16 protein-coding genes are annotated in these 13907 nt (G+C 71.7%); 15 read left to right on the top strand and 1 reads right to left on the bottom strand.

Going from position 1 to position 13907, the window contains the following annotated elements:
• The first annotated feature begins 68 nt into the window (after nucleotides 1–68).
• From EJV46_RS12770 to EJV46_RS12745, 6 genes are all read left to right on the top strand, one after another.
• On the top strand, nucleotides 69–665 hold the full coding sequence (locus EJV46_RS12770; protein ID WP_131549029.1) for an ABC transporter substrate-binding protein: 597 nt from the start codon (nucleotides 69–71) through the stop codon (nucleotides 663–665).
• Between the two features lie 67 nt (nucleotides 666–732).
• A complete protein-coding gene (locus tag EJV46_RS12765; protein ID WP_131549028.1) occupies nucleotides 733–1080 on the top strand; it encodes a DUF962 domain-containing protein in 348 nt (115 codons plus the stop codon).
• Between the two features lie 177 nt (nucleotides 1081–1257).
• Nucleotides 1258–3366 (top strand): TonB-dependent receptor, encoded by a 2109-nt coding sequence (locus tag EJV46_RS12760; RefSeq protein ID WP_131549027.1) that lies wholly within the window; start codon nucleotides 1258–1260, stop codon nucleotides 3364–3366.
• Between the two features lie 12 nt (nucleotides 3367–3378).
• Nucleotides 3379–4035: a MotA/TolQ/ExbB proton channel family protein gene (locus EJV46_RS12755; protein ID WP_131549026.1), complete on the top strand. Its 657-nt coding sequence runs from the start codon at nucleotides 3379–3381 to the stop codon at nucleotides 4033–4035.
• A 3-nt stretch (nucleotides 4036–4038) separates the two neighbouring features.
• The gene (locus EJV46_RS12750; RefSeq protein ID WP_206020793.1) at nucleotides 4039–4479 is read left to right on the top strand and encodes a biopolymer transporter ExbD; all 441 of its coding nucleotides are present in this window, start codon (nucleotides 4039–4041) and stop codon (nucleotides 4477–4479) included.
• Nucleotides 4479–5237 carry an energy transducer TonB gene (locus EJV46_RS12745; protein WP_131549025.1) on the top strand — a complete coding sequence of 253 codons (759 nt, stop codon included), beginning with the start codon at nucleotides 4479–4481 and terminating at the stop codon, nucleotides 5235–5237. Before EJV46_RS12750 ends, EJV46_RS12745 begins: the two co-directional genes overlap by 1 nt.
• Nucleotides 5238–5251: 14 nt before the next feature.
• Here the strand turns inward: EJV46_RS12745 and EJV46_RS12740 are convergent, their stop codons facing one another.
• Complete coding sequence (locus EJV46_RS12740; RefSeq protein WP_165585508.1) at nucleotides 5252–6148, bottom strand: VacJ family lipoprotein; 897 nt, start codon at nucleotides 6146–6148, stop codon at nucleotides 5252–5254.
• 46 nt (nucleotides 6149–6194) lie between these two features.
• On the opposite strand from EJV46_RS12740, the gene hpnI reads away from it, so the two are divergent.
• From hpnI to EJV46_RS12695, 9 genes are all read left to right on the top strand, one after another.
• Entirely contained in the window at nucleotides 6195–7331 is a 1137-nt protein-coding gene (hpnI, locus tag EJV46_RS12735) for a bacteriohopanetetrol glucosamine biosynthesis glycosyltransferase HpnI (RefSeq protein ID WP_165585507.1), read from the top strand.
• The gene (gene hpnK, locus EJV46_RS12730; protein WP_131549022.1) at nucleotides 7328–8176 is read left to right on the top strand and encodes a hopanoid biosynthesis-associated protein HpnK; all 849 of its coding nucleotides are present in this window, start codon (nucleotides 7328–7330) and stop codon (nucleotides 8174–8176) included. Before hpnI ends, hpnK begins: the two co-directional genes overlap by 4 nt.
• 23 nt (nucleotides 8177–8199) lie before the next feature.
• Nucleotides 8200–8991, top strand: a complete 792-nt coding sequence (locus EJV46_RS12725) for an SDR family oxidoreductase (RefSeq protein ID WP_370323083.1) — start codon at nucleotides 8200–8202, stop codon at nucleotides 8989–8991.
• A gap of 56 nt (nucleotides 8992–9047) precedes the next feature.
• Nucleotides 9048–9461: a dihydroneopterin aldolase gene (gene folB / locus EJV46_RS12720; protein WP_131549020.1), complete on the top strand. Its 414-nt coding sequence runs from the start codon at nucleotides 9048–9050 to the stop codon at nucleotides 9459–9461.
• A gap of 366 nt (nucleotides 9462–9827) precedes the next feature.
• A complete protein-coding gene (uvrC, locus tag EJV46_RS12715) occupies nucleotides 9828–11726 on the top strand; it encodes an excinuclease ABC subunit UvrC (RefSeq protein WP_131549019.1) in 1899 nt (632 codons plus the stop codon).
• Nucleotides 11727–11731: 5 nt separating this feature from the next.
• A complete protein-coding gene (gene pgsA / locus EJV46_RS12710; protein WP_131549018.1) occupies nucleotides 11732–12334 on the top strand; it encodes a CDP-diacylglycerol--glycerol-3-phosphate 3-phosphatidyltransferase in 603 nt (200 codons plus the stop codon).
• 55 nt (nucleotides 12335–12389) lie between these two features.
• Nucleotides 12390–13028 carry a hypothetical protein gene (locus EJV46_RS12705; protein WP_131549017.1) on the top strand — a complete coding sequence of 213 codons (639 nt, stop codon included), beginning with the start codon at nucleotides 12390–12392 and terminating at the stop codon, nucleotides 13026–13028.
• A 175-nt stretch (nucleotides 13029–13203) separates the two neighbouring features.
• Entirely contained in the window at nucleotides 13204–13455 is a 252-nt protein-coding gene (gene moaD / locus EJV46_RS12700) for a molybdopterin converting factor subunit 1 (RefSeq protein ID WP_131549016.1), read from the top strand.
• Nucleotide 13456: 1 nt separating this feature from the next.
• A complete protein-coding gene (locus EJV46_RS12695) occupies nucleotides 13457–13900 on the top strand; it encodes a molybdenum cofactor biosynthesis protein MoaE (RefSeq protein ID WP_131549015.1) in 444 nt (147 codons plus the stop codon).
• The last annotated feature ends 7 nt before the right edge of the window (nucleotides 13901–13907 follow it).

Here is a 13907-nt window from a genome sequence, read left to right as displayed (position 1 = left end):
ACGCATGGCAGTCTTGTGGCCGACCGCAAAGCCATGGTCCAGACGCCGAAAGGCCTTATATGACGGGCATGCTTCCCCGACGCCTCCTCCTCGTCGCCCCCGGGCTGCTGGCCCTCGCGACCCCCGCCTTCGCGCAGACGGCCCCGGCCGATGTGGTCGAGCGCTTCCACGCGGCCCTGCTCGAGGTGATGCGCAACGCGCGGAACCTCGGCCCACGCGGCCGCTACGACCGGCTGACGCCCGTCATGAGCCAGGCCTTCGACCTGACGGCCATGACCCGCATCGCCACCGGCTCCAACTGGGCCAGCCTCCCGCCGGACCAGCAGGCCGCGCTCTCCCAGGCCTTCACGCGCTGGTCGATCGCGACCTATGCGGCGCGCTTCGACGGCTATTCGGGCGAGACCTTCACGACGCTGGGCACCCAGGCGCTTCCCAATGGTGACCATCTGGTGCGCACGCGCCTGAACCGGACCGACGGCGACCCGGTGGTTCTCTCCTACCTCCTGCGCGGCAACCCGCCGCGGATCGTGGACGTGTATCTCACCGGCACGATCAGCGAGCTCGCCTCGCGCCGATCGGAGTTCTCCGCCCTCATCCGCGACGGCGGCGTGCCCCGCGTGATGCAGGAGCTCGAGACCCGCACGGCCCGCCTGCTGGCGGCCTGAGCGGGACCTTCACCGCGGGCGCCCTTCAGGTGCCACGCGCGGCCCCCGGGCGTGCTAGGCTGGCTGCATGGACCCTTCCGCGCCCAAGACTTTCCGGGAGTTCTGGCCCTTCTATGTGGGCGAGCATCTCGATGCCCGGAACCGCTGGCTCCATTTCATCGGCACGGCGGCGGCCCTCGCCTGCATCCTGGCCGCCCTCGTGAGCGGGCAGGCCTGGTGGCTGGCCGGCGCGGTGGTGGGCGGCTACGCGCTGGCCTGGATCGGCCATTTCATCATCGAGCGGAACCGGCCCGCGACCTTCCGCCACCCCCTCTATAGCCTCATGGGCGACTGGAAGATGTTCGCCCTGATCCTCACCGGCCGGATGGACCGGGAGGTCGACCGCATCCGGGCCGAGCTCGCCCGCAAGCCGTAGGCCGACGGTCTTCCGGCCCGTTCCGCGCACCCCCCGCCTCCCAACTTTCCACCCGCCGGCCCGAAGCCGGCCATTCCTGTTGCGCGCGCCCGCCGGATGGGCTTCTTTGTCGATAAATCTTTGTATTTCTTCAATTTATTGAAGAGGTATACAGCTCTACCGATGAAGAGGTGAAGAATGGTTCATATGTTGGTGCGATCGGCGCCCCTTGCCCTCCTGCCCTGGCTCGCGGCGGCCCAGGGGGCGGCGCAGACGCCGGAGCCTGCCCCCGCGATCGAGCTCGATCCCATCGTCGTGCAATCCTCGCGGCTGGAGCAGGCGCGCACCGGCATCGCCCCCGCTCTCGGCGCCAGCGTCACCCGGATCGACCGCGAGACCATCGAGCGGCTGCCCCAGGGCGGCGGCGCCTCGCTCAACCAGGTGCTGCTCCAGGCGCCGGGCGTGGTGCAGGAGGCGCAGGGCGACCTGCATGTCCGCGGCGACCACCGGAACCTGCAATACCGCATCAACGGCGTGATCATCCCCGAGGCGATCAGCGGCTTCGGCCAGCTCTTCGACGCGCGCGGCATGCGCTCCGTAGAGCTCATCACGGGGGCGCTGCCCGCCCAGTTCGGCTACCGGACGGCGGGCATCGTGGACATCACGCTGCGCTCCGGCGCGCAGGACCCGGGCGGCACGGCGAGCCTCTACGGCGGCAGCTTCGGCCAGTTCCAGCCGAGCCTCGCCTATGGCGCGGCGGTGGGGCCCTTAGAGTACTACGTCACCGGCAGCTATCTGCGCAGCGACCGCGGTTTCGAGAACCCGACCAGCTCACCCAACGCCATCCACAACAGCACGGAACAGGTGCGGGGCCTAGTGAACATGGCCTATCTGCTGGACGACCGGACGCGCGTCGCCTTCATCGGCGGCTCCAACCAGTCGCGCTTCGAGATCCCCAATATCCCCGGCCAGCCCGCGCAGTTCACCGCCTTCGGCCAGAGCAGCTACGACAGCGCGAGCCTGCGCGCCCGGCAGTGGCAGCGTTCCAGCTTCGGCGTGCTGGCCGTGCAGCACTCGCGCGACGCGCTGGACATGCAGCTCTCGGCCTTCGTCCGGAAGACCTCCATCAGCTACGTGCCCGATACGGTGGGCGAGGTGGTGCTCTCCGGCGTGGCGGCCGAGACGCGCAAGCGAAACTATTCGGCCGGCCTGCAGGGCGACGCGTCCTGGCGCATCGCCGAGGCGCATACGCTGCGGGCCGGTTTCTTCGCCTCGGCCGACATCACGCGCAACATCGCCAACAGCACGGTGCTGCCGGTGAACGCGGCGGGCCAGGCCTTCGACGCGCCCTTCACCATCCAGGAGCGCGGGCGGATCGAGGGCCAGCTCTACGGAATCTACGCGCAGGACGAATGGCGGCTGACCGACCAGCTCACGCTGAACTTCGGCGCGCGCTTCGACGTGATGAACCAGCAGGTGAACGCCTCGCAGCTCAGCCCGCGCGCGAACCTGGTCTGGCGGCCCAGCGAGGCGACGACCATCTCGGCCGGCTATGCGCGCTACTTCACGCCGCCGCCCTCGGAGCTGCTGACCAACCCCGCCCTGTCCCGCTACGTCGGCACCACGCTGGCGCCGGAAGTGCTCCAGGCCAGCCCCGCCCGGCCCGAGCGCGCGCACTACTTTAACCTCGGCATCCGCCACCGCATCGGCGAGCACCTGACCCTCGGCGGCGAGGCCTTCTACCGCTCCGTCCGCGACATGCAGGACCTCGGGCAGTTCGGCAGCGCCTATATCTTCTCGCCCTACAACTACCGCGAGGGGCGGGTCTTCGGGACGGAGCTCTCGGCGCAATGGCGGCGGGGCGGCTTCCTGGCCTATGGCAACCTGACCCTGTCGCGCTCCGAGGGGCGTGGGCTCGTCTCCAACCAGTATTTCTGGAGCGCGGCGGAGCTGGCGCAGGTGCAGAGCAAGTTCGTCCGCACGGATCACGACCAGCTGATCACCGGCTCGGCCGGCATCGCCTACCGGCCCTGGGACGGCGGGAACGTCTCCTCGACCCTGGTCTATGGCAGCGGCATGCGGCGCGGCTTCGCCAACAGCCAGGTGGTGACGCCCTACGTCACCGTGAACCTGGGGCTGAGCCAGGAGTTCGAGATCGCCGGCGGCGGCAAATGGACCGCGCGGCTCGACGTGCTGAACCTCTTCGACCGCAGCTACCAGCTCCGCGACGGCACCGGCATCGGCGTCGGCGCCCCGCAATACGGCATGCGCCGGGGCGTCTTCGCCGGCCTCTCGCGCGCCCTCTGAGGGATCGACCCCATGACCGAAGCCCATGACTTCTCGCTGGTCGCGCTCTTCCTGCAGGCCGACCTCGTGGTGAAGGCGGTGATGCTGGCGCTGGCCGCGGCCAGCCTCGCCGTCTGGACCATTCTGCTCGACAAATCCTTCCGGCTCCGGCGGCTGCGGCGCGATATGGCCGCCTTCGACGCCGCCGGGCGGGCGGGGCATGGGCAGGCGCTGGAGAGCGGGCTCGGCCGGCAGGTGCTCCAGGCCGGCGCCACGCTGCGCTTCGATCCCGACGAAGACCGCCTCACCCGGAAGGAGCGCCTGCGCGAGACCATGCGCCTCGCGCTGGCCGACGCCATGCGGCCGCTGGAGACGGGCTTGCCCTTCCTGGCGACGGTCGGTTCCGCCGGCCCCTTCATCGGCCTCTTCGGCACGGTCTGGGGCATCATGAACAGCTTCACGGCCATCGCGCGCTCGAACAACACCAGCCTCGCGGTGGTGGCGCCGGGCATCGCGGAGGCGCTGCTCGCCACCGCCATCGGCCTCGCCGCCGCGATCCCGGCCGTGATGGCCTATAACCGCTTCATCGTGGCCGGCGCCCGGCTGCGCGGCGACGGCCAGGCCGCCATCGCCCGCCTGGCCGATGCGCTGAGCGAGGCGCGCCGAGCGCCCGTCCCGGCGGGGGATTGAGCCATGGCCATGGCGGGATTGCCGCAAGGCGACCCAAGGGGCGACGACGAGGCCGGCGCCCTGCCCCTCTCCGAGATCAACGTGACGCCCTTCGTGGACGTGATGCTCGTGCTGCTGATCGTTTTCATGGTGGCAGCACCGCTCATGCTCTCCGCGGTACCGGTGCAGCTGCCCAGCGCCGCCGCCGCGCCGGCCACGCCGCCGACCGAGCCGATCGTGCTCACCCTCGACCGCGAGGGCCGCGCCTTCCTGCGGGACGAACCCATCGAGGCCGGCGCGCTCACCGCGCGGATGCGCGTGCTGGCCGCTTCCGGCACCGACCGCACCGTGCAGGTGCGTGCCGATCGCGGCCTCGCCTATGGCGAGGTGCTGGCGGCGATGGGCGCGGTCTCGGCCGCCGGCTTCTCGCGCGTGGCGCTGCTCGCCGAACAGCCGCCACGCTGATGTTCGACGCGGCCCTCGCCACCCCACGCGGCCGGCCGGTCGCGGAGCCGTCGAAGCGGCGACCGGCGATCCATCCGGCCGCGTTGGCGGGCGCGCTGCTGCTGCATCTGGCGGGATTTGCCCTGCTGGCCTGGGCCGCGGCCTCGCGCGAGCCCCGGCTGGCGGAGGAGCCCCCGGCGATCGAGCTGACGCTGGAGACGGTGGCCGCGGCGGCGCCGGCGCCCGAAGCCGCGCCACCCGAGCCGGAGCCGGAAGCCCCGCCGCCGGAACCCGAGCCGCCGGCGCCGCCCGAACCGCCGCCGGTCGAATCGCCGCCGACGCCTCCCGTCCGCGCCGAAGCCGCCGCGCCGCCTCCACCCCCCGCCCCGCGTCCGCGCCCGCCGCCGCCCCCGCGCGAGCGGCGCGCATCGCCCGCGCCGCCCGGAACAGCACCATCCACCGCGCCGCCCACGCCGGCGCCCGCCGCGCCATCCGGCCCGCCGGTCTTCACCAATGCCCGTTTCCGCCGCACGCCCACGCCGCCCGAATACCCGCTCGTCGCGCGCGAGCGCGGGATCACGGGCACCGCCCTCGTCCGGGCGCTCGTCGGCGTGGATGGCGAGACCCGGGAGGTGCGCCTGCACCGGTCGAGCGGCCACGACATCCTGGACGGCGCCGCCCTCGCCGCCGTCCGTCGATGGTCCTTCGAGCCCTCGGCCCGCGAGGGCCAGCGACTCGAATCCTGGATCGAGGTGCCGATCCGGTTCCAGCTGCGCTGAGGCGGGGAAAGTCCCTAGAAGCGCGTGCCCGGCGGCATGTTGCGCGCCCAGGCGGCATCGGGCTGCCCGGCCGATGGCGGCCGGACGGTGATGCCCGGCAGTTGCGCCGGCCCGGCGGCCGGCGTGCCCGGCATGGGGGTCGGCACCGCCGCACCGGCCGCGGAATCCGCGCCCGGATCGTCCAGCGGCACGATCGTCTCGCCCTCGCCGCCGCTGCGACCGAGCTCCGCGTCGCGGCGCTGGCGGGTGATGCTGCGCAGGCGCGCGTAGAAGTCGAGGCTGTCGCTCCGCAGGGCGTCCAGCGTGTCGATGTTCTCGGCGCGCAGGTCGACGCCGCTCAGCGCGCCGCGCCCCGCACCGATGATATGCGCCGTGCCCGTCGCGAAGATGGAGCCTGTCAGCAGCCCGATGGGGTTGGCCGCGGCGTCGATGCCTTCCCCAATCGCGTCCCGGATCACGGTCGGCCCCATGATGGGCAGGACCACGAAGGGCCCGTCCGGCACGCCCCAGCTGTGGAGGGTCTGGCCGAAATCGCCGGAGCGGCGCGTCAGCCCGTTGGGCGTCGCGATGTCGAAGAAGCCGAGGCCGCCGCCCACCGTGTTGATGTAGAAGCGCATCAGCGTATGCCCCGCATCCAGGAAGCGGAACTGCAGGACGTTGTTGGCGAAGACCACCGGCTCGTTGAGGTTGCTCAGGAAGTTCCGAATGGCCGTGCGAGCCCCCTCCGGGAGGGTGTCGCGATAGGCCGCGGCCGCGGGTCGTATCGCGGCGTCGTCCGCCCTGAGGTTGAAATCGTGGATCTGGCGGTTGGTCGCCTCCCACGGGTCGCGGGGATCGGTGGCCGGCGGACCCGCGCAGGCCGAGACGGCAAGGGCGAGGGCCAGCAGCGGGGCGGAGGCGGTTCGTTTCACGCCCGGGACACTACCGCAGCGCCCGCGGCTGCGCGATATGGGTCGCGTGTCCTGGCTCGCGATCCCCCTCATGCTCCTGGCGCTGGCCGGCGCCGGCCAGGCGATCGCCGCGCGGCGCGCGCTCCGCCGGCTGGCCGCGACGAGGGCGCCGGCGGGGCCGCCGCTCGCCGCCAGCGTGCTGAAGCCCCTGCACGGGAACGAGATGGGGCTTGCGGACAACCTCGCCGCCACGCTGGACCAGGCGCATGCCCCGCCCTGGGAGGTGCTCTTCGGCGCCGCCGATCCGGCCGACGCGGCCCGGCCCATCGCCGGAGCCGCGATGGCCGCGAGCGCAACCCCCGCGCGCTTCCTCGCCGGCGGCGCGGTGCTGGGCGCCAACCGCAAGGTCTCCCAGCTGGTCCACCTCGCCGCCGAGGCGCGGCATCCGGCCCTGGTCGTCGCCGATGCCGACATGCGCTGCCCGCGGGACTGGCTGACGGCGGTGACGGCGCCCCTGGCCGACCCCGGCACCGGCCTCGTGACCTGCCTCTATCGCGGCGAGGCGGCGGATGGCGGGACCTGGTCGCGGCTGGCGGCGCTCGGGATCGACTGGCATTTCCTGCCGAACGCCGCGCTGGGCGAGAGCCTGGGCCAGGCGCAGGGCTGCTACGGCGCGACCATGGCGCTGCGGCGGGACACGCTGGAGCGCATCGGCGGCTTCGAGCCGCTCCTGCCGCTGCTGGCCGACGACCACGCGCTGGGCGCGGCGGTGCGCAGGCTGGGGCTGCGCGTCGAGGTCTCGCCGGTCATCCCCGTCCACGTGATGCACGAGCCGGACCTTCGCGCGCTCTGGGCGCATGAGCTGCGCTGGGCGCGGACGCTGCGGCTGCTGAATTTTCCGGGATTCCTGGGTCTCGGGCTGACGCATCCGCTGCCCTGGGCGTTGCTGGCGCTCGCCGTCGCGCCGGGTGCCTGGACGCTGGGCGTGCTGGCGATCGCGCTGGGCGCGCGGCTCGCTTTGGCCTCGGGCGTGGACTCGGCGCTGGGCGTGGCCGGCGGCTGGCGGCGCCGGGCCTGGCTGCCGGCGCGCGACCTGCTTTCCTTCGCCGTCTGGCTGACCGCCCTGGCGCGCGGCGGGGTGGTCTGGCGGGGCCGCCGCTACCGCATCGGGCGCGATGGCGAGATGGTCGAGGAGGCGCGATGAGGCGCCTCATCCTCAACGCCGACGATCTCGGCCTCGCCGCCGAGACCAATGAGGGCATCGAGCGCGCCCATCGCGAGGGCATGCTGACCGCGGCCAGCCTCATGACCGGCGAATCCGGCTTCGAGGAGGGCGTGCGCGTGGCCCGCGCGAATCCTGGCCTGGCCGTGGGGCTGCACCTGACGCTGACCGACGGCGTGCCCACCCTGCCGGCAGCCCGCATCCCATCGCTGACCCAGGGGAACGGCCGTTTCCGCGACGACATGGCGGGGATGGGGCTGACGCTGGCCGTCTCGCGCGAGGCCCGGGCCGAGCTGGCGGCGGAGGTCGCCGCGCAGATGGCGCGCTTCACGGCCACCGGCCTCGCCTGCGACCATGTGAACGCGCACAAGCACTATCACCTCCATCCGAGCATCGCCGCGGCGCTGATGCAGGCCGCGGCGGGGGCCGGGGTCCGTTGCCTGAGGCTGCCCTGGGAGCCGGGCTGGCTCGTCCGCGCGGTCGAGGCCGGCGCGCCGGGCACCGGCGAATGGGCCATCCGGCCCTGGTGCCGCATCCTGCGTCGCCGTGCCGCGCGAAAGGGCCTGGTGGCACCGGACCGCGTGGTCGGTCTGGCTTGGTCCGGCCATTTCACCGCCGACCGGCTGCTCGGCGTGCTGCCGCTTCTGCCCGAGGGCGTCACGGAGCTGTACTTCCATCCCGCCGCCGCCGGCGGCTTTGCGGGCGGCGCGCCGGGCTACGACTACGCCGGCGAGCTCGCCGCCCTGACCGACCCGCGCCTGGCCGAGGCGCTGGCCGGCACGGCGCGGGGCGGCTATGCGGCCATGCTCTTGCCGAACGGCGCCTGACGCCGCAGGAAGGCCGGGTGAGCCTGCTTCCCATCCGCGAGGAGATTCCCCGCACCGCCCTCGTCACCGGGGGCGCGAAGCGGCTCGGCGGCGCCATCGCCCTGACCCTGGCCGAGGCCGGCTTCGACCTCGCCATCCACTACAACAGCTCGGAGGCGGAGGCCGCCGGCCTGGCCGGGGAGATCGGGCGGCTCGGCCGCCGCTGCGCCACCTTCCAGGCCGACCTGACGCGGGAGGCCGAGGTCGCCGCCCTGCTGCCCCGTGTGCGCGAATCGCTCGGCCCGGTCGGCGTGCTGGTGAACAACGCCAGCGCCTTCGAGCGGGACGAATGGAACGACGCGACCCGCGAGGGCTGGGACGCGCATCTGGAGCCGAATCTGCGCGCGCCCTTCGTCCTAATGCAGGACTTCGCGCGCTCGCTGCCCGAGGGCGCCGAGGGCGTGGTGGTGAACATGCTGGATCAGCGGGTGCTCTCGCTGACGCCGCATTTCGTCACCTACACCGTGTCCAAGGCCGGGCTCTGGGCGCTGACGCAGCAGATGGCCCTCGCCCTCGCGCCGCGCATCCGCGTGAACGGCATCGGCCCCGGCCCGGCGCTGCCGAGCCCGCGCCAGAGCATGGCCCAGTTCGAGCGCCAATGCGCCTCGGTGCCGCTCCAACGCGGGACCACCCCGCTGGAGGTCGGCGCGGCCGTGCTGGCGCTGGTGGCGCTGCCCTCGGTCACCGGGCAGATCCTGACGCTCGACGGCGGGCAGCACCTGCAATGGGCGCCCACGGGCGGGTTGGGCGGCGGCGCCGGGGGGCTGGTGGAATGACGGCCGGGATTTATGCTGCGCCGCAACACGCGCCTCCGCGCTTGGAAAGCTGAATCATGCCTGGCGCCACACCGCCTGCCCCCTTGCCCCAGAACGGCGCCCTCAAGCTGCGCCAGGTCTTCGTGCGCGGCCTCGAGCTGCAGGCGCGGCTGGGCGTCTATGCCCATGAGAAGGTCGGGCCGCAGCGGATCCGCGTGCATATCGACCTCGCCGTGGTGGACGAGAGCGCCGCCGTCGGCATCGGGCCGGACGACCTGGCCCGCGTCGTGAACTACGAGCGCGTCGTGCACGCCGCGCGGGCGGCGGTGGCCCGCGGCCACGTGCTGCTGGTGGAGACCCTGGCCGAGACCATCGCCGCGGCCGCGCTGGAGGATCCCCGGGTGCGGACCGCCCGCGTCTCGATCGAGAAGCCGGACGCCTTCGCGGACACCGAAACGGTGGGGGTGACGATCGAGCGAAGCCGGGAGTAGACTGGCTCGCATCCATCCTGCTCGACCCCAAGGGATTCGATCCCGGCGCGGCGGGGGTCAGGGCGAAAGTCAAGCGTGATCTTCTCGGGTGATGAAGTCATCCACCGCACCCCTCGGGGACCCCAGACGCCTTGATTCATCAACATTTTCTTCATGTTGGTGTCACGGTTCCAAAGCGGCGTAAAAAATAATTTTGTAGATTCAATGCATTAGCTGTTTGCCTCCAATTTGGTCACTTCGATTCAAATCCAGGTGAAAGGCCGCCTGAACCACCTTCCGCGCTATCTCACCCACAGGCTTATCCACAGGCTCCGGGGATAGTTGGTCAGCTTGAGCGAAAACATTCCGCCCGATATGCCGGACCCCATGGAACCCATCGAGGAGCAGGTCCATCCGCGGACGGAATCGACCGGCGGCGGCCTCGGCGTGCTGGAGGCGGCGCTGCCGTCGCTGCCGCTGTCGCCCGGGGTCTACCGCATGCTCGACGGCAAGGGCGACGCCCTCTACGTGGGCAAGGCACGCGCCCTGCGGAAGCGCGTCTATAGCTACACCCAGACCGCGCGCCTGCCCGAGCGGCTGCGGCGCATGGTCTTCGAGACCCGCCGGCTGGAGATCATCACGACCTCGTCCGAGGTCGAGGCGCTGCTGCTCGAAGCGAACCTCATCAAGAAGCTCCGGCCGCGCTACAACATCGTCCTGCGGGACGACAAGTCGTATCCCTGGCTGCTGGTCAGCGACGACCACTCCTTCCCGCAGATCGCCAAGCACCGCGGCGAGCGCCGCAAGGGCGCCGCCTATTACGGCCCCTTCGCCAGCGTCTGGGCGGTGAACCAGACCATCACGGCGCTGCAGCGCGTCTTCCTGCTGCGGACCTGCCGCGACACCGTCTTCGACACGCGCGACCGGCCCTGCCTGCTCTTCCAGATCAAGCGCTGCTCGGCCCCCTGCGTGGAGCGGGTCAGCAAGGAGGAATACGGCGCGCTGGTCGCCGAGGCGAAGCAGTTCCTCGCCGGCGAGGTGCCGACCATCCAGAAGCGCCTGGCCGCCGAGATGGAGCAGGCGGCCGAGCGGCTGGAATTCGAGCGCGCGGCCTCGCTGCGCGACCGCATCCGCGGCCTCACCCAGATCCAGGGGAACAGTCGCATCAACATGGACGGCGTGGGCGATGCCGATGTCGTGGCACTGCACATGGCGGCCGGGCAGTCCTGCGTGCAGGTCTTCTTCTTCCGTGGCGGCCGCAACAACGGCAACCGGCCGTACTTCCTGACCCATGCCCGCACCGACATCACGCCGGAGGAGGTGATGGGCAGCTTCCTCGCCCAGCTCTACGACGACCTGCCGCCCCCGCCCCTGGTCCTGCTCAGCCACGAGGTCGAGGAGGCGCCGCTGATCGCCGAGGCGCTGGCGGTCAAGGCGGGCCGCAAGGTGGAGCTCCATCGCCCGCAGCGCGGCGACAAGCGGGATGTCGTGATCCATGCCGAGACCAATGCGCGCGAGGCGCTGGAACGGCGGCTGGCCGAATCCACCGCCCAGGGCCAGCTGCTGGACGGCGTGCAGAAGCTCTTCGACCTGCCCGAGCGCCCCGAGCGCATCGAGGTCTACGATAACAGCCACATCATGGGCACCAACGCCTATGGCGCGATGATCGTCGGCGGGCCACAGGGCTTCAACAAGGGCGCCTACCGGAAGTTCAGCATCAAGTCCGCCCTCACGCCGGGCGACGACTTCGCGATGATGCGCGAGGTGCTCGAGCGCCGATTCGGCCGCGCGTTGAAGGAAGACCCCGCCCGCGCCGAGCCCGGCTGGCCCGACCTCGTGGTGATCGACGGCGGCCAGGGCCAGCTCACCGCCGCGCGCGAGATCATGGCGAGCCTGGGCGTGGACGACATCCCCCTGGTCGCCATCGCCAAGGGCGTGGACCGCGACGCCGGCCGGGAATGGTTCCACATGGCCGGCCGCGAAGCATTCCAGCTGCCGCCACGCGACCCGGTTCTGTACTATCTGCAACGCCTGCGCGACGAGGCGCACCGCTTCGCCATCAACACCCACCGCGCGGGCCGGGCCAAGGCGCTCACCAAGTCGGAGCTGGACGACGTGCCGGGCGTCGGCCCCAAGGTGAAGCGCGAGCTGCTGAACCACTTCGGATCCGCCCGGGGCGTGCGCAATGCGGGCGAGCAGGACCTCGCCCAATGCCCCGGGATCGGCCCCGCGCTGGCCCGCCGGATTCACCAGCATTTCCACCCGGGCTCAGGGCAAGCTACATAGGGGCCGTGCCAACGGACCTGCCCAACCTGCTGACCATCTCGCGGATCGTCGCGATCCCGCTGCTGGTCCTCCTTGTCGCCGTGCGGCAGCCCTGGTTCGACTTCGCGGCCTGCGTGCTGTTCTCGGCCGCGGCCATCACCGATTATTTCGACGGCAAGATCGCGCGCGACCGCAAGATCGTCTCCGACTTCGGCCGCATGCTGGACCCGATCGCCGACAAGCTGCTGGTGGGCGCTGCGCTCATGCTGCTCGCCGGCTTCGAGCGGCTGCCCAACTGGGCCCTGCTCCCCGCGATCGTCATCATGCTGCGCGAGATCCTGGTCTCGGGCCTGCGCGAATACCTGGCGGGGCTGAATGTCGGACTGCCCGTGACGGCGCTGGCGAAGTGGAAGACCGGCTTCCAGATGGGCGCGCTCGGCACTCTCCTGGCCGGCGACAGCGGCGCGCGGATGGTGGGCCTCGGCTTCCTGCCGGTCTCGCTGATCGGCGAAATCATGCTCTGGACTGCAGCGGCTCTCACGCTGGTCACAGGCTGGGATTATTGGGTGGCCGGCCTACATCACGTGAGCCGCGACACGCCTCCGCTGGAGTCGACCAAGCGGCCTTGAGAAGGTTCGTGCCTCGGCGCATGTTGCGCCGCGACAGGGTTTCGGGAGTTTGGGTATGCGGTGGAAGACATCGGGGCCGAAGGTGCTTCTGATGCTGGGCCTCGGAACGGCACTGTCGGGCTGCGCGAGCTTCGATTCGGGCTTCGCCTCCATGACCGGCTGGGCGTCGGGCGTTCACGATCGCTATGGGCCGAGTTGGGCCGGCATGCGTCCCGCCGTGCCGACCGACAGCCTGACCGTCCAGCGCATCCGCAACCGCGGCACGTCCGAGGCCCTCGCGCCGCTGACCACCGAAGCCGGCGACGTCTGGCCGCGCCAGGAAGGCCCCCGCGCCACGCTCGCCAACCCGGACGAGGCGCTGCGCGGCTTCCGTCCCGGAGAGGAGGTTCCGCCCCCGGCCAGGCGCCGTGGCTCGGCGGGCCTGCCGCCCGATCCGGTCGTGCCCGGCGTCCCGCCCCTGCGCGCCTTCGATCCGCCGCCCCCGCCGCCGCCCAGCGCCAACCGCACCGACTCGCCGCGCGCCGACGGCCAGGTGATCTTCACGCCCCAGGGCCCCGTCAACACCACCGGCGGCAACAGCCGGGTGCAGACGACGATCTCGCCGCAGGGCCCCGGCGTCGCAATCCGCGACGGCAACATGACCACCATCATCGGCCCGGGCGGCGAGGTCCGGCAGGTGCCGACGCCGCGCTAGAGCATGATCGCCGCAGGTGGAAGCACCGGAAGCGGAATCCATGTTCCCACAAGGACGAGCACGAGGCTTCGTAGTGAGCCCTGCGACCGGAAAAGGCTCTGGACCATGATGAATTCGCATCCGCTCACCGCGTCGTCGTCCAGCCTCTCCTTCGGGCGCGGGATTCCTTAGTCGCATGCAGATCCTGTATTTTGCCTGGGTTCGAGAGAAGGTCGGCACCGCCGGAGAGGAGCTCGCCCTCCCCGATGGCGTCCGAGACGTGGGCGCGCTGATGCGGCACCTGGCCTCGCTGAGCCCGCGCCATGCCGAGGCCTTCGCCAATCCCACCGCGATCCGCGCCGCGGTGAACCAGGAATTCGCCACCGCCGAGGATGCGGTCGCGGATCGCGACGAGGTCGCCTTCTTCCCGCCCGTCACGGGGGGCTGACATGGCCCGCATCGCCGTGCAGGAGGCGCCCTTCGACCTCGCGGCGGAGCATGCCGCGCTGAGCGACGGCCGCACGGATGTGGGTGCCGTCGCGAGTTTCGTGGGCCTCTGCCGCGCCGATGACGGGCTTTCCGCCATGGTGCTGGAGCACTACCCCGCGATGACCGGGCGGGCGCTCGAGAAGATCGTCGCCGAGGCGGAGGCGCGCTGGCCGCTGACGGGCTGCACCGTGATCCACCGCGTCGGCCGGCTGGAGCCAGGCGCGCCCATCGTGCTGGTGCTCACGGCCAGCTCGCATCGCGCGGCGGCGCTGGAATCCTGCGCCTTCCTGATCGACTGGCTGAAGACGCGGGCGCCCTTCTGGAAGCGCGAGGAATTCGCCGCCGGCGGCGCGCGTTGGGTCGAGGCCAGGGCCGGGGACGACGCCGCGGCCGACCGCTGGTGAGGGCCGG

This window comes from Roseococcus sp. SYP-B2431 (assembly GCF_004336745.1).
Lineage (GTDB): Bacteria > Pseudomonadota > Alphaproteobacteria > Acetobacterales > Acetobacteraceae > Roseococcus.
Note: the sequence above shows the minus strand (reverse complement) of the source record. Positions and strands in the feature narration are given on the sequence as shown.

Coding starts and splice junctions, on each gene's coding strand:
- EJV46_RS12760 (WP_131549027.1), top strand. CDS start 1,258: ATGGTTCATATGTTGGTGCGATCGGCGCCCCTTGCCCTCCTGCCCTGG.
- EJV46_RS12705 (WP_131549017.1), top strand. CDS start 12,390: ATGCGGTGGAAGACATCGGGGCCGAAGGTGCTTCTGATGCTGGGCCTC.
- uvrC (WP_131549019.1), top strand. CDS start 9,828: ATGGAACCCATCGAGGAGCAGGTCCATCCGCGGACGGAATCGACCGGC.
- folB (WP_131549020.1), top strand. CDS start 9,048: ATGCCTGGCGCCACACCGCCTGCCCCCTTGCCCCAGAACGGCGCCCTC.
- EJV46_RS12755 (WP_131549026.1), top strand. CDS start 3,379: ATGACCGAAGCCCATGACTTCTCGCTGGTCGCGCTCTTCCTGCAGGCC.
- hpnK (WP_131549022.1), top strand. CDS start 7,328: ATGAGGCGCCTCATCCTCAACGCCGACGATCTCGGCCTCGCCGCCGAG.
- EJV46_RS12770 (WP_131549029.1), top strand. CDS start 69: ATGCTTCCCCGACGCCTCCTCCTCGTCGCCCCCGGGCTGCTGGCCCTC.
- EJV46_RS12745 (WP_131549025.1), top strand. CDS start 4,479: ATGTTCGACGCGGCCCTCGCCACCCCACGCGGCCGGCCGGTCGCGGAG.
- EJV46_RS12695 (WP_131549015.1), top strand. CDS start 13,457: ATGGCCCGCATCGCCGTGCAGGAGGCGCCCTTCGACCTCGCGGCGGAG.
- moaD (WP_131549016.1), top strand. CDS start 13,204: ATGCAGATCCTGTATTTTGCCTGGGTTCGAGAGAAGGTCGGCACCGCC.
- EJV46_RS12765 (WP_131549028.1), top strand. CDS start 733: ATGGACCCTTCCGCGCCCAAGACTTTCCGGGAGTTCTGGCCCTTCTAT.
- EJV46_RS12750 (WP_206020793.1), top strand. CDS start 4,039: ATGGCCATGGCGGGATTGCCGCAAGGCGACCCAAGGGGCGACGACGAG.